Consider the following 13,606-nt stretch of genomic DNA (forward strand, 5'->3'; position numbering starts at 1 on the left):
CTCTGTTTATATTTATTAATGATGACTCGCGTGGTCAATAGCTTGTTTTAAAATATCGATGACATGTTCATCATCATGTGAATAATACAAAGTAGTTCCTTCTCTTCTATATTTCACAAGCCGCAGATTTTTTAACAGCCGCAGCTGATGAGAGACGGTGGATTGCTGCAGGTCCAGTACTTTAGCTATTGTATTAACAGAGTATTCTTTTTGAAAAAGTAAATGGAGAATACGGATTCTTGTTGGATCACCTAATGTTTTAAATGTTTGGGAAACAAGGTTAAGTGTGTACTTATCCAGTTCACCCTTCTTTATCTCTTCAGGCTCCTTATGTGCCATCATACAAACTACCTCCCTAAGATACATAAACCTCTATACATGTATATATTAGCATATGTTCATATAATAGTATAAGTAAATGTATTGAAATTGTTCCTTTTTATATTGCACCGGGGGCAGATTTTCATGCTTTTAACTTGGTGATGGGTATAAGGCTGTTCCGAAACAATTTGAGTAATAGTGAAAATTAGACGGCTAACCTCGTTTCATATTCTTTAATAGGCTCCGCCAATGTCTGTCATACAATTTACACAGTTTTTATACAATTTTTACACAATTTCTAAAATCATCCTCAAAATCCGCTTATAACAGTCATGAAGCTCCATATTTAATGTAGATTCTGCTATTTTATTAATAATGGAAGGTTTTACAATGAACAATAATCTGTTACAATTACCACAACAAAGAGTGAAAGGAGAACGTTGATGAAGAAAAAATGGTTGCTTGGTTTATCCCTCTTACTGCTTGTCTTTTTCACAGCAGCATGTGGTGATGAAGAACAGGATAACTCAGCGGAGGACAGTAATGAGGCATCAGAAACACAGGAAGAGGACTCTGCCGAAGACGAAGGACAAGCTCAGGAGGAAGGTACTGAACAGGCAGAAATGCCTGAACCTGACCTTGAGGACATCCCGGATGTGGTAGCAGAAGTAAATGGTGAAGAGATATCAAGGGATGAATTTGAATCCACATATGTAGGTCAGTTCCAGCAGGCAATGATGCAAGCCCAGATGACCGGTCAGGAAGTGGATCAGGATCAATTAAAGGGACAGATTGCAGACGCTTTGATCGGGCAGAAGCTTATTATCCAGGAAGCCGAAAATCAAGGTTTTGAAGCATCAGAGGATGATGTTAATGAAACACTTGATGAACTTATAGAACAAAATGGCCTGAATTCTCAGGATGACTTCTTTGCTGCACTGGAAGAACAGGGTGTAACAGAGGACGAAGTGAGATCTGACCTTGAGACACAAGTGAAAGTAGATGCGCTTATTGCAAGTGAATCCGGTGACATGGAGCCGACAGAAGATGAACTTCAAGAGCTTTATGAAGCATATTCAGCTTCCATGGAACAGCAGCAGGGCGAAGATGCAGAAGTTCCATCTTATGAAGAAATGGAACCTCAACTGACACAACAAGTAATAGCCCAAAAGGAAACAGAAGCCTACCAGACACTTGTAGAAGAACTTCGGGCAAATGCTGACGTCACGAATAACTTATAATTACAAACCAGGTCTCTATCAGACCTGGTTTTTTTGTATACTTGCCCCTTTACAAGTAAAAAGATTATATTATCATTTCCTGTCCTTAAGGAAGAGGTACAAATACTTATTATTAACGCGGATTTACTTGCACAATATAGGAATGAAATATATAATAGAAAAAAACTCAATATAACCGGCAATGAAGAAGAAGGAGTACAATTTGCCCAATGGTTCTAAGAGAGCTTGTGGCTGGTGAAAACAAGTATCAAGGTAAATTGGAATTGGACTTTGGAGCTGAATATTAAATAAAGTGATCTTGCATATGTTAAGATAACCAGGGTGGCAACGCGGTTCATTCGTCCCTTTTTAAGGGATAAATGGGCTTTTTTTATGTTTTGGAAAAACTCGCAGTCGTTTGTCTTTTAGTGAAAGCGTTAGTTAACGTATAGTTAGCACTAAAAAATTCAGCTTTCTCGAAGCCTAATCTTCAGACCTGCAGTACAGTTGTTTGGTGCTGAACAAAAGCATTAATTTAACCATAGTAATGAAGGCCATACGCTTTCCTATGAAATTAGCTGTCTTCAAGATAGATAGTGCCGGCAAACTCCCCGCTGCAAAGGTTGTTTCTTAACGTGGAAAATAAGCTGAATCCCAGTACAGCATATAAAATAAGAAAATGGAGTGAATTCAAATGAAAACAATTTTTTCCGGTATCCAGCCAAGCGGTACATTGACGCTTGGAAATTATTTAGGTGCGCTTCAGCAGTTTGTTCAGCTGCAGGATGATTATCAGTGTTATTTTTGTATTGTCGATGAACACGCCATTACCGTGCCGCAGGACCGCTTGGAACTGCGTAACAATATCCGTTCCCTTGCTGCCTTATATTTGGCCTCCGGAATCGATCCGAAGAAATCAACTTTATTTATCCAATCAGAAGTACCAGCCCATACCCAGTTCGGCTGGATGCTGCAATCCATCAGCTATATCGGGGAACTGGAACGAATGACGCAGTTTAAAGACAAGTCGGAAGGCAAAGAAGGTGTCTCATCTGCTTTGCTAACATATCCGGCTTTAATGGCTGCCGATATCCTGCTTTATAGAACAGATGTAGTACCTGTCGGTGAGGATCAAAAACAGCATTTGGAGCTGACAAGAGATCTTGCACAGCGTTTTAACAATCGTTTCAACGATATCTTTACCATACCTGAGGTGCGTATCCCTAAAGTTGGCGCACGAATCATGTCTTTGCAGGAGCCAACGAAGAAAATGAGCAAATCGGATACAAATGAAAAAGGTTTTATCTCCATGCTGGATAAGCCAAAGAAAATTGAAAAGAAAATCAAGAGTGCTGTGACGGATTCAGAGGGAGTCGTAAAATTTGACAAAGAGAACAAGCCTGGTGTATCTAATCTGCTGACCATTTATTCAAGCTGTACCGGTGAATCAATAAAGACATTGGAAGAAAAATATGAAGGCAGAGGTTATGGTGATTTCAAGCAGGGAGTTGCTGAAGCTGTCATAAACATTTTAAAACCAATTCAGGAAAAATACGATGCCCTAATGGAATCCGATGAACTGGATGATATCCTGGATAACGGAAGGGAAAAAGCATCACTTACAGCAAATAAAACGGTAGCCAAAGCAAAAAAGGCAATGGGGCTGGGAAGAGTGATAAAGAAAAAGTAACATACCAAAGGGCGCCTTAGAAATAAGACGCCCTTTCACCTATAAAACAGACGTAAGTTTCATTTTTGTTTTGATGCATTTTGTTCTTTCCCATTTTCAAATTCCCACATTTTTTCCAGGAATGGCTGGCCCTTAATTAACTTTGCACAGAGATCTTCATGGGCCGGGCTCCACCCTTCCCTGATTCCGTTATACAAAGCTTCCCATACTTTATCTTCATCCATAAAACGTATAAACGGATAGTTTTTAGGATCCCATTCGGTTAGCCAGTACCTCAGCTCCTCCAGGTTATTTGTCGTACGGAGCTGATCCAATCCCATCATAAGGAGCTGCTTTAACTGACGTTCCCTTCTAGTTAATCCAAAGATGACCTTAGGTTCGGGCGATAGCATATGGTATTCTTTTTTGTAATTTTCTCCATCATACTTGAATGACTGCTGCTTTGAACCTTTGATCATGTCAAAAACAAGCTGCTCCTGCCTTGGAATCAACCTGCTTTTACGTACAGGGATTTCATAACCGATCGTATCAAAAGCAACAATATCATCACCATCTGTTACAATGCAGGAATAATCCAATACCGTTCTTTCATGTCCTTTTCGTATGTACGCACGTCTGTAAATCGTATCCAGCAATTCTTTAGGCAAATCATGCATATCGTTTTCAATATACTTGTACAATTCTTTTGTTATATACAATAGGGGAACCTGGTCGAGAAGTTCAATACCGTCTTCTTTGCGCCATTCATGAAAATAACAGACATTATAACCATTTTCTTCACCTTCAAACCAATTTACCCATACGTCGTGCATATATAACATAAACAACCCTCTCTTTAAAACGTAACTTAAAATACATTATGACCATCATTTAGAAAAATATTCTAAGTTCGTAAAGATTAGCTGCTGTTTGGAAAACGATAAATGACAAAAGCCATGATGATAAAGCCCAATGGGAGGAAGTAACATTCCGGTCTGCCTGATATGAAAATTAAATAGTCACCCCAGGAAAGACCAGCAGGAAGGAAATTCATGTAGGCAATAAGGGTTACTCCCCCTGTAACTGCCAGTCCAAACCCTATTAGAAACATAAATATATATCCCATTTATTAACCACCCACCCAGAATATCTTTATAAAGTTTTTTATTCCATAGCATTGCTGGTTTTTGATCAAGGTATTTAATAGAATAATATGCTTGTACACCATGTTTGATGAGTGGTTTCTATTTTTCTGTTTGAATTGGGCTTCCCCGGGATTTAATGATGAAAATGGGAACAAAGTCAGCTACAGCAAGTTTTCCAGTGGCGTTCTATAGAGCCTCTTTTCGGATATTCATCACAGGGAAAAACATCTCTCTACTGTCTTCTACAGTCTGTTAGAAGCTAGAAGGCTCGAATCTTTCGGTAATAACATAAACCAAAACAAAAAAGCCAATCAGCATACACCAATCGGCTTTGTAGAAGTCTTTAAAGCAGCTATTTCTCTTATTCATATTTTTTAAAGACAAGTGCAACATTATGCCCGCCAAAACCAAATGAATTACTCACAACCACATTTACATCCTGTTTTCTTGCTTCATTTGGTACATAATCCAAATCACAATCAGGATCAGGGTTTTCATAGTTTATAGTTGGCGGGATGATGCCATCTTCAATTGACTTAACAGAAATAATTGCTTCCACACCGCCTGCAGCTCCAAGCAAATGTCCCATCATGGATTTGGTCGATGAAATGGAAACATTTTGGGCGTGATCGCCGAGGACGGTTTTAATTGCTTCTGTTTCATATTTATCATTCAGCGCTGTACTTGTGCCATGGGCATTTATATAATCTATTTCATTTGGGTTAATCCCTGCATCATCAAGTGCATGCTGCATGGCACGGGCAGCCCCTTCCCCATGTTCGGCCGGAGCTGTAATATGATAGGCATCGCCGGTAGCTCCGTAGCCGACAATTTCTCCATAGATATGCGCACCGCGCTCCAGTGCTGTTTCCAATGTCTCAAGTACCAGGATTCCGGCTCCTTCGCCCATTACAAATCCATCACGTTCTTTGTCAAAGGGACGGCTTGCTTTCTGCGGATCTTCCGCAGTAGATAAAGCTTTCGCAGATGAAAACCCGGCAAACGACATATTGGAAATAGGGGCTTCTGTTCCACCCGCAATAATATAATCAACATCCCCGCGCTGAACAGATTTAAACGCGTCCCCAATAGAATTGGCGCCTGATGCACAGGCAGTTACCGTACAGGAATTAATCCCTTTTGCACCGAGCTGAATCGAAACTTGCCCAGCAGCCATGTCCGGAATCATCATGGGTACAAAAAATGGACTTACCCGTCTGGCTCCTTTATTAAGGTATTTTTCATGCTGATCTTCCCAGGTGGACATCCCGCCAATACCGGATCCAATCCAAACACCGACCCGATGCGCGTTCGAGTCATCAATGGTAAGCTTGGCGTCTTCCACTGCCATTTTTGAAGAAGCAACTGCATATTGTGTAAAAGGATCCATTTTTCTCGCATCTTTTTTTTCCATGTAATGCGTTGGGTCAAAATCTTTGACCTCCGCTGCAATTTTCGTGGGAAACTCATCTTTGTCCACTTTAGTTACAAAATCAATACCGGATTTCCCTGCCACAACATTTTTCCACAAGCTTTTAGTGTCATTGCCCATCGGTGTTACAGCACCAAGTCCTGTAATGACTACTCTTCTTTTTTCCATACCGTTCTTCCTCCTATACAATCACAACATATGCACCCTGCCTGTTTGAAAAGCACTGATTTCCTCATTGCAGGAATAAATCATGTGTCAAGATTAAACACTGCTGCCTTGTGGGATTCCCTGTCAGCGCCCCCAGAGCATGGAAACCGCCCCCCACGTCAAGCCGCCTCCAAAACCTACTAATACAATGTAATCATTATCTTTTATTTTACCATCTTTTACAGACTGTGATAAAGCCATAGGTATAGAGGCAGAGGAGTTATTTCCATATTTATTTATCGTCACTGCCATTTTATCCCTTGATATCCCAATTCGCTCCCTTGCCGCATCCATAATCCGGATATTGGCCTGGTGAGGAACGAGAAAGTCCACATCTTCTTTGGCATATCCAGCCTTTTCAACAACATTAACTGTTGACTCAGGCATTTGTCTTACTGCAAATTTAAATACTTCACGGCCGTTCATCTCAAAATAACCTTGTTTATTTTGAAATAAATCTTTTCCTCCGGCTCCTTTGGCTCCCAGTTCAAAAGATAAAATTCCTTTATCCTCAGAGACTTCACTCATTACTACCGCACCAGCACCATCCCCGAGAAGCACGCAAGTTGTTCGGTCCTCCCAGTTTAAAATCGGGGACAGTTTTTCCGCTCCTACTACCAGAACATGCTTATAAGCCTTCGTTTCAATAAACTGTTTGGCGGTAATCATTGCATACATAAATCCGGCGCAGGCTGCACCGACGTCCATTGCGGCAGCATTTTCTGCTCCCAGTCTATCCTGTATAATACAAGCTACAGATGGAAATGCGGTATCAGGTGTTACAGTGGCAACCAGTATTAACTCAATATCCGCTGCATCGAGACCCGCATCTTCCAATGCCTGTTCCGCCGCATGAAACGCCATATCCGAAGTAGTAACATCATCTTCTGCAAATCTTCTCTCTTCTATCCCCGTCCTTGTCCTGATCCACTCATCCGTGGTATCTACTATTTTTTCCAAGTCTTTATTGGTCACTACTTTTGAAGGGACATAATGGCCAGTACCTAATACACCTACTTGCATATTTCCATCTCCTCTTAAACACGTTATGTTATTATCAAATATTATGACTTGGTACTAATTTTAATGTATATTTCTCCTCTTTTCAAGACTTTGGCAAAACTATTCCCCTGTTTACACATTACTTCAGCTTTCATTTGGCAGCAATCCGGTTTCCTTATACGACTGAACTGCTTCATTGATATTATCCTGGAAATCGTCCGGTACATGCGGACTGAACTCGCCGAGTGAAATAATTTCATCCTCAAAATCAAATGTCTTAATCGTGCCATTTAAATCTCCATTATTAAATTCATCCGCAATTATTTCATAAAGCTTGTCCACATGTTGTATCGTGCTCGTTAAAACCATTTCCCCGCCAATGCCTGATTGATCCTCCACATAGCCAATAGTATATAAATTGTCCTTGCTGGCCTCCTGAATAATCGTTCTGCTGAATATGTCACCTGTTGGGTAAATTACATCTGCCTGATCATTTTTCATATCTTCATAAATATCCACAGCTGATTGGGCATCATTCCAGTCATTAATGATTTCCATGTGAACTTCCGCTGATGGGTTTTGAAAACTCACCCCTTCATAAAATCCCTCAATTTCAGGCTGCCATTCATATGCAGCAACAATTCCGACTTGATCATTTGCAGTCATTTCACCCGCAGTCATTCCAGCAAAAAAACCCATCGCATGGGCATTAAAATTTAAACTGGTTACATTGTCCGCAAAATAGCCACCATTAAAATAGACAAAATGCACATTTGGGTAATTTTTGGCAACCTCAGCAAAATGGCGGCCATAAATACTGCTATGCCCAAAAATCAAATTTACACCATCATTTACGAACTCATCTACCGCACGAATAATATCCTGCTGCGTCATTACATTTTCCTCATAAAAGACATTCACATCATAATTGTCACCGATTGCAGTTAACCCGGCCAATCCCTTTTCTCCCCAAGGCTGTTCTTCTATAGTGCTATCGATAAGCATCCCGACATTCTGAATTTCATCTTGCCGGTCGGCACAGCCTGTAATCGTAAATAAAAAAATACTCATTCCTATAACTGTTAACATGCTTTTCACCATAGCACCCCCATGCTGTCCAATAATGATCTGCTCTATTTTATACCGATATCAGCCTAAAGTTAACCGCGCCCGTCTAAAGTTTTATTTACAATCGTACATTTCTTTATACATCCTATAATGCTCAATTACCCGGGCTAACTGTTCTTTTACAGGTCTATTGTCACGAAGATAGGTGGAACTTTCAAGTTTTAACCATTCATTTCTGTTATTTTCTGATAGGATATCCAAATTCGTAATTTTATTTTCCGAGCGTATCCACTGGACAAATGCTTTGGTAAAATCCTTTATATATATGGACTTAGTCAAAAAATGCTCCGAATCAAAAGGAATAAACTTTTCATTAACATACATACCTTTTTCATTCATTGGCATCCATTCACCAAATAGCAGCGGTGCCTGAATAAAGGATACACCTTCTTTTTCATTACGATGGCCTTCAGGGTTTATTACATGCACATACTTTGATTTTACTCCGGGCAGCGGGTTATTTAGAGAGATGACAGTGTGATATTGTTTTGTTTTATCATTCTCCGACAGGGAGAAGTGACTGTTTCTGCCAAAATACATGAGTAAATGTTCATTTTTTTCCCCATTTTTCAGACCTTCTACTTCGTACCCGTTGTTTAAAAGCTCATCGATAATATGATAGCTGATCCAATGATTACAATTATTCACCAAAAAAGTCACCACAATTCCCCCTTACAGATTTTTTTCGCTTGTTTTGTTCATTTTCAGAAATCCTTTACGCCGTCCCGATCCTAAAGTATGATCTAAAGTCCACTGCAGAATACAAAATAAACTAATGGAATAAATGCTTTTCTTTTTTCTCTGAGTTTGATAAACTTAAATATGTGTTAATAGCGGATTTTTCGATAAAATAGAGGTGTGAATGTATGCGTTATGTAATGACATTTATTTGGGCAGCATTAATAGGTGTTGTTCTGTCGTATGTATTATCAAGTATGGCGGCAGAACCTTTCAGTGTATCAGCCACCATTGCATTTATCATCATTGTCAGCCTGGCAGTATTTCTGCTTGGTGATGGTGTATTAAAAGACGAGAAAGAAAGTTAATATAACGGACAATTTTGATATGCAATCAACCCTTGCCTTTAAGGATGAACGGGCAAGGGTTTTGTTTTCATAAAGAAAAGGAATCTGCCTGTAATTTGGGACATAATTAACTTTTGCCGTTAATACCATGGTAAAGCAGCTAATGTAACAAGTGCAGCCAGCGGAAGCACGAGTCTGCGAAATCTTCTGGGCGGAAATCCGTAACCGTAACCGTAGCCAGGTCCGGGAATAAAGCCGGGACCATAGCCCGGAAAGCCATATCGATGGCCGGAAGAACTTTCAAACGGATTGGCCTGGGTGTGATGCTGTTCATGATGTTCCAGCGGGACAGCCATATATACATATTCATTATCCAATCCTGTAATGATTCCATCTACTTTCGTACCATCAACTAATTCGGCTAAGACATAAGAATGCATATGTTCTTTACATAATTGATACATTTTATTATGATTTGAATTCAATTTTATCAGCTCCCTCACCAACTAGACTATTCAATCATAAATGGGTTGGTGACTCAATTTAGGGATAGCGGCTTAGAAGAAGGTGAATTATTCATGGAAATGGTGAATGAATTTTGGACGTTAATTAAATATTTGGTGTTAGGCCTTATTCAGGGGTTTACAGAACCAATTCCAATTTCCTCCAGCGGACATTTAGTAATTATTCGGGATCTTTTTGGTGTGGTTGCTGATGGGTTATCCTTTGAAATATTGGTCAACATTGGATCGCTAATTGCTGTTTTGATAATATATCGCAAAGATATTATACGGCTTATACAAAATGGCCTGCTGTACATAACAAAAAAAGAGGATTCTGCAAAAGAGGATTTCCGTTTTATCGTATTTTTGGTTATAGCTACCATCCCAACCGGAATATTGGGTTTGCTTTTTGAGGATGTCATCAGTGAAGAGCTCAGTGGTGTAGCAACCGTTGGCTACACGCTGCTGATTACCGGGGTTGCTTTATGGATCATCCGGAATCTCCGCGGCAAGAAACATGATGGGGATTTGACTGTGAAGGATGCAGTTGTTATTGGGCTTGCCCAGGCAGTTTCCCTGATCCCTGGGATCAGCCGCTCCGGGGCTACAATTGTTGCTGCCATGCTTCTTGGCATGAAGCAGGATACAGCATTACGATTCTCTTTTCTGCTATATATACCGGTAAGCCTTGGGATTGCAATATTATCTGTCACGGACATTATTCGTGATCCGGAATTCGACACCTTGATGATTCCGTATGCCATTGCATTTATGGCATCCATTATTGCTTCTTATTTTGCCCTTAAATGGTTTATTAACATCATGCGAAGAGGAAATTTAAAATATTTTGCTTACTATTGTTTTATTGTCGGTTTCCTCGTTATTTTATTTTTATAAAAAAGTTTGCATTCCCTCATCGTTTGATGGGGGATTTTATCATTTAATACAGCAGAATCCGGTCACTAAAAAAGACATTACCTGTGATTTTAACGGCACCATGCAATGATTTTGTTCTCTATAGTAGTATCGATGACATGCCGGCAGCAAATCTAACGTAGTGTCAAGACTGCCATGTATCTTTTCGGTATATGTACTGCCTTACCGCTAAACCATTAAAAAACAGCGCGAAAAATAATTTTCAAATTTTCACGCTGAATATAATGGGACCAGCTATGCTTTTGCCGATTTTCTCTTCTGCCGCATCGCTTTTGGAATATATACACAATACGGTTCGCTTTCCATATAATCACCTGTAACATTATAAGCACGTGATCGTGAGCCGCCGCAAACATGCCTGAATTCACAGATGCCGCACTTCCCTTTATATTTATCCGGGTTTCTCAAATTCTTGAAAACCTCTGATTCACGGTAAATGGCTGCCAGTGGCGTTTGTCTCACATTTCCTGCTTTGATTGGCAATAAACCGCTTGGATAAACATCGCCAACATGGGAAATAAACACAAAACCGTTTCCGTCATTGACTCCCTTTGGAGCACGTCCCAGGCCATCGATTTTTCCGGTGTCACCTTTCATAAGGGCATCCTCATAATAGATGTGATTGCGATCGCTTTTTCCTTTGTTTTCCCTTATTTTATTTTGTATTACTACACGGCGGTAATGCTGGGCAGCAGTTGTTTTTATGTCAAATGGAACACGCTTTGACAGTTTATACAGCCAGCGCAATACTTTTTCATGTTCTGCCGGAGAAATCATATCCGACTCTTTCCCACGTCCGGTAGGTACAAGGAAAAACACACTCCATAATACTACCCCAAGTTTTTCCACCATTTCCGCCATTTCATCCAGGTATTCATAATTATATCGGGAGATAACGGTATTGATCTGCAGTGGCATTTCCAGTTCATGCAAATAGTTGATGGCATTCATTGTTAAATCAAATGATCCTGCTGTACCGCGGAAGTGATCATGTACTTCTGCACAGTGACCATCAATGCTGAATGCCCATCTGGACAACCCGACGTCCTTCGCTTTTTCCATCGCTTCCTTTGTGACATTTGGCGTTGCAGATGGGGTCATGGATACGCGAACACCTTTTTTTACTGCATATTCCGCTATATCAAAAACATCCGGCCGCATTAATGGGTCCCCGCCTGTAAATACAAGCATGGGATTATCCATTTCGTAAATATCATCTATTAATTTCTTTCCCTCTTCAAATGACAGTTCCAGCGGGTGCCGGTGGTATTGCGCCTCCGCCCTGCAATGTAAACATTTTAGTTCACATGCACGTGTCAGTTCCCAAATAACAATAAAAGGATTTTCATTATAATCTTTTGGAAACATATTACCACTCCTTTATAAGCTATAGTTAAACTTTACGCCTTCAAAAGCCTTAAGGGTGTGATATGTTTCACAGTTTCCTCACCTTTCAAAAAATCGACACATATTTACTTCCCCACTTTTTATATAATGTATATTAGCTGGAAAACTTTATAAAAAGGCTCTGAACCATATAGCTCAGAACCTTTAGGATATCATTTATTTTTTTCCTATAATAACTTTCCAAATATCAGGTCCTTCTTCTACATACTCCCAGGAAAATGTGTCTTCACCACGCTCTATCATAAATTGATATTGGAGCGGCTTTGGATCATGATCATTTGTCAGCTGCATAAAATCACCGGTTTTTAAACCGTCAAATACTTCAAAAATTCTTGGGTGTCTGATTCTTGGTTCTATGTCAGGTGCATGGACTTCCGCAGCAAATTGTATGTCGCTCATTATGAACCCTCCTAATGACGTATTTTCATTTACACTTCCATCATAAGATGTACGATGGAAAAACACAGTGATGAACAGCACCATCGCCATATGATTTTTATCACTTAAATAACCTTTTACTAAAATTGTACTGGCGAAAGTGGTAAACTAAAAATAGAGAGAGTTTAGCCGTCTAAACATATCCGGCAAATATAGAAAATAAGGGACTTATTTATGATACAGCCATTCATTATAAAGCCTTAATTCAGAAAGGAGCTTAAAATGAACGTGAACATGCAATCCACCCAGGAATTACTGCAATCCTTCCCACTATTTAAGGGATTGACTGATTTTGAAATGGAACCGATTCTTGAAATCGCGAAAAATCGAACCTACCGTTCCGGCTCCCATATCTTTATGCAAGGAGACCCGTTAAACAATGTTTATTTCATTCATAAAGGCAAGGTTAAAATTTATAAGACAGACATACATGGAAAAGAACAGATTGTAAACATTTTGCAAGGCGGGGACATGTTTCCGCATCAGGGTTTTTTCAGACAGGATGATTACCCTGCCCATTCACAGGCTACAGAGGATTCCGAACTTTTATTTATTCCGATTCAGTCATTCGAAAACTTCCTCATTACACACCCTGAAATATGTATTAAGCTTTTCCGTGTACTTGGTGATAAAATAGTTGATCTGCAAAGCAGACTGCAGGAAAAAATATTGCATAATACGTATGAACAAATCATTATGCTTCTTTTGCGGCTGGCAAAAAATTATGGTGAAGAAGCAGGTGATTTTAAAACGGTGATCAAATCGCAGTTTACAAACAGGGAGCTGGCAAATATGATTGGATCAAGCAGGGAAACAGTCAGCAGAACATTAACCCAGCTCAAAAAGAAGAAATTAATTGAGACAAATAAGCAAGGCTTCATGGTATTGGATAACGACGCATTGGAAGATGAATTGTTTTAGTGGCCATCATTTGGTCACTTTTTTATTATAATAAAATCCCCCAGCCGTCCCCTTAGCAAATACCCTTTTTGCCTACTCTAATTTTAGAATGCATTATGAAAAAACATTGGCGGTACCTTTTCAATTGAAGGGAACTGCGTCCTTCATGTACGTAAGAAACGATCTCGGGGACATGCTTTATGTAAAATATGGAATCCATGTACTTGAGAAGCAACCTCCGGAACATGATTTATATAGTTGGTTTCTGTCATA

15 protein-coding genes and 1 other annotated feature are annotated in these 13,606 nt (G+C 39.7%); of the genes, 5 read left to right on the forward strand and 10 right to left on the reverse strand.

Annotated elements, in window-relative coordinates; genetic code table 11:
• Positions 1-15: 15 nt before the first annotated feature.
• Positions 16-342 carry an ArsR/SmtB family transcription factor gene (locus GHD25_RS03640; protein WP_164215000.1) on the reverse strand — a complete coding sequence of 109 codons (327 nt, stop codon included), beginning with the start codon at positions 340-342 and terminating at the stop codon, positions 16-18.
• 422 nt (positions 343-764) lie between these two features.
• On the opposite strand from GHD25_RS03640, the gene GHD25_RS03645 reads away from it, so the two are divergent.
• A complete protein-coding gene (locus GHD25_RS03645; protein WP_164215001.1) occupies positions 765-1,562 on the forward strand; it encodes a SurA N-terminal domain-containing protein in 798 nt (265 codons plus the stop codon).
• Between the two features lie 172 nt (positions 1,563-1,734).
• Positions 1,735-1,911, forward strand: a binding site (T-box leader).
• Positions 1,912-2,235: 324 nt separating this feature from the next.
• Positions 2,236-3,231: a tryptophan--tRNA ligase gene (trpS, locus tag GHD25_RS03650; protein WP_164215002.1), complete on the forward strand. Its 996-nt coding sequence runs from the start codon at positions 2,236-2,238 to the stop codon at positions 3,229-3,231.
• Between the two features lie 59 nt (positions 3,232-3,290).
• On the opposite strand, the gene GHD25_RS03655 is transcribed toward trpS, so the two are convergent.
• The 6 genes from GHD25_RS03655 to GHD25_RS03680 form a co-directional block, all read right to left on the reverse strand.
• Complete coding sequence (locus tag GHD25_RS03655; protein WP_164215003.1) at positions 3,291-4,052, reverse strand: YjbA family protein; 762 nt, start codon at positions 4,050-4,052, stop codon at positions 3,291-3,293.
• 77 nt (positions 4,053-4,129) lie between these two features.
• Positions 4,130-4,336 (reverse strand): hypothetical protein, encoded by a 207-nt coding sequence (locus tag GHD25_RS03660; RefSeq protein WP_164215004.1) that lies wholly within the window; start codon positions 4,334-4,336, stop codon positions 4,130-4,132.
• Between the two features lie 380 nt (positions 4,337-4,716).
• Positions 4,717-5,955 carry a beta-ketoacyl-ACP synthase II gene (fabF, locus tag GHD25_RS03665; protein ID WP_164215005.1) on the reverse strand — a complete coding sequence of 413 codons (1,239 nt, stop codon included), beginning with the start codon at positions 5,953-5,955 and terminating at the stop codon, positions 4,717-4,719.
• A 123-nt stretch (positions 5,956-6,078) separates the two neighbouring features.
• Positions 6,079-7,017, reverse strand: a complete 939-nt coding sequence (locus GHD25_RS03670; RefSeq protein ID WP_164215006.1) for a beta-ketoacyl-ACP synthase III — start codon at positions 7,015-7,017, stop codon at positions 6,079-6,081.
• A gap of 123 nt (positions 7,018-7,140) precedes the next feature.
• A complete protein-coding gene (locus tag GHD25_RS03675) occupies positions 7,141-8,097 on the reverse strand; it encodes a BMP family ABC transporter substrate-binding protein (RefSeq protein ID WP_164215007.1) in 957 nt (318 codons plus the stop codon).
• Between the two features lie 81 nt (positions 8,098-8,178).
• The gene (locus GHD25_RS03680; protein ID WP_164215008.1) at positions 8,179-8,784 is read right to left on the reverse strand and encodes a Rossmann-fold NAD(P)-binding domain-containing protein; all 606 of its coding nucleotides are present in this window, start codon (positions 8,782-8,784) and stop codon (positions 8,179-8,181) included.
• Positions 8,785-8,990: 206 nt separating this feature from the next.
• Between GHD25_RS03680 and GHD25_RS03685 the strand changes: the two genes are divergently transcribed.
• Positions 8,991-9,170 carry a DUF2929 family protein gene (locus GHD25_RS03685; RefSeq protein ID WP_164215009.1) on the forward strand — a complete coding sequence of 60 codons (180 nt, stop codon included), beginning with the start codon at positions 8,991-8,993 and terminating at the stop codon, positions 9,168-9,170.
• 119 nt (positions 9,171-9,289) lie between these two features.
• On the opposite strand, the gene GHD25_RS03690 is transcribed toward GHD25_RS03685, so the two are convergent.
• On the reverse strand, positions 9,290-9,634 hold the full coding sequence (locus GHD25_RS03690; protein ID WP_240452209.1) for a hypothetical protein: 345 nt from the start codon (positions 9,632-9,634) through the stop codon (positions 9,290-9,292).
• A gap of 102 nt (positions 9,635-9,736) precedes the next feature.
• Between GHD25_RS03690 and GHD25_RS03695 the strand changes: the two genes are divergently transcribed.
• Entirely contained in the window at positions 9,737-10,549 is an 813-nt protein-coding gene (locus GHD25_RS03695; protein WP_164215147.1) for an undecaprenyl-diphosphate phosphatase, read from the forward strand.
• A gap of 273 nt (positions 10,550-10,822) precedes the next feature.
• On the opposite strand, the gene GHD25_RS03700 is transcribed toward GHD25_RS03695, so the two are convergent.
• Entirely contained in the window at positions 10,823-11,956 is a 1,134-nt protein-coding gene (locus GHD25_RS03700; protein WP_164215010.1) for a TIGR04053 family radical SAM/SPASM domain-containing protein, read from the reverse strand.
• Positions 11,957-12,151: 195 nt separating this feature from the next.
• Positions 12,152-12,394: a DUF2249 domain-containing protein gene (locus tag GHD25_RS03705; protein ID WP_164215011.1), complete on the reverse strand. Its 243-nt coding sequence runs from the start codon at positions 12,392-12,394 to the stop codon at positions 12,152-12,154.
• Positions 12,395-12,661: 267 nt separating this feature from the next.
• Between GHD25_RS03705 and GHD25_RS03710 the strand changes: the two genes are divergently transcribed.
• A complete protein-coding gene (locus tag GHD25_RS03710; RefSeq protein ID WP_164215148.1) occupies positions 12,662-13,354 on the forward strand; it encodes a Crp/Fnr family transcriptional regulator in 693 nt (230 codons plus the stop codon).
• The last annotated feature ends 252 nt before the right edge of the window (positions 13,355-13,606 follow it).

This window comes from Virgibacillus aidingensis, assembly GCF_010994035.1.
Classification (GTDB): Bacteria; Bacillota; Bacilli; order Bacillales; family Amphibacillaceae; genus Virgibacillus_N.

Excerpts from the sequence above, each read along its gene's own strand:
- fabF (WP_164215005.1), bottom strand. The coding sequence starts at position 5,955 with ATGGAAAAAAGAAGAGTAGTCATTACAGGACTTGGTGCTGTAACACCG.
- GHD25_RS03640 (WP_164215000.1), bottom strand. The coding sequence starts at position 342 with ATGATGGCACATAAGGAGCCTGAAGAGATAAAGAAGGGTGAACTGGAT.
- GHD25_RS03685 (WP_164215009.1), top strand. The coding sequence starts at position 8,991 with ATGCGTTATGTAATGACATTTATTTGGGCAGCATTAATAGGTGTTGTT.
- GHD25_RS03705 (WP_164215011.1), bottom strand. The coding sequence starts at position 12,394 with ATGAGCGACATACAATTTGCTGCGGAAGTCCATGCACCTGACATAGAA.
- GHD25_RS03660 (WP_164215004.1), bottom strand. The coding sequence starts at position 4,336 with ATGGGATATATATTTATGTTTCTAATAGGGTTTGGACTGGCAGTTACA.
- GHD25_RS03675 (WP_164215007.1), bottom strand. The coding sequence starts at position 8,097 with ATGGTGAAAAGCATGTTAACAGTTATAGGAATGAGTATTTTTTTATTT.
- GHD25_RS03670 (WP_164215006.1), bottom strand. The coding sequence starts at position 7,017 with ATGCAAGTAGGTGTATTAGGTACTGGCCATTATGTCCCTTCAAAAGTA.
- GHD25_RS03645 (WP_164215001.1), top strand. The coding sequence starts at position 765 with ATGAAGAAAAAATGGTTGCTTGGTTTATCCCTCTTACTGCTTGTCTTT.
- GHD25_RS03655 (WP_164215003.1), bottom strand. The coding sequence starts at position 4,052 with ATGTTATATATGCACGACGTATGGGTAAATTGGTTTGAAGGTGAAGAA.
- trpS (WP_164215002.1), top strand. The coding sequence starts at position 2,236 with ATGAAAACAATTTTTTCCGGTATCCAGCCAAGCGGTACATTGACGCTT.
- GHD25_RS03700 (WP_164215010.1), bottom strand. The coding sequence starts at position 11,956 with ATGTTTCCAAAAGATTATAATGAAAATCCTTTTATTGTTATTTGGGAA.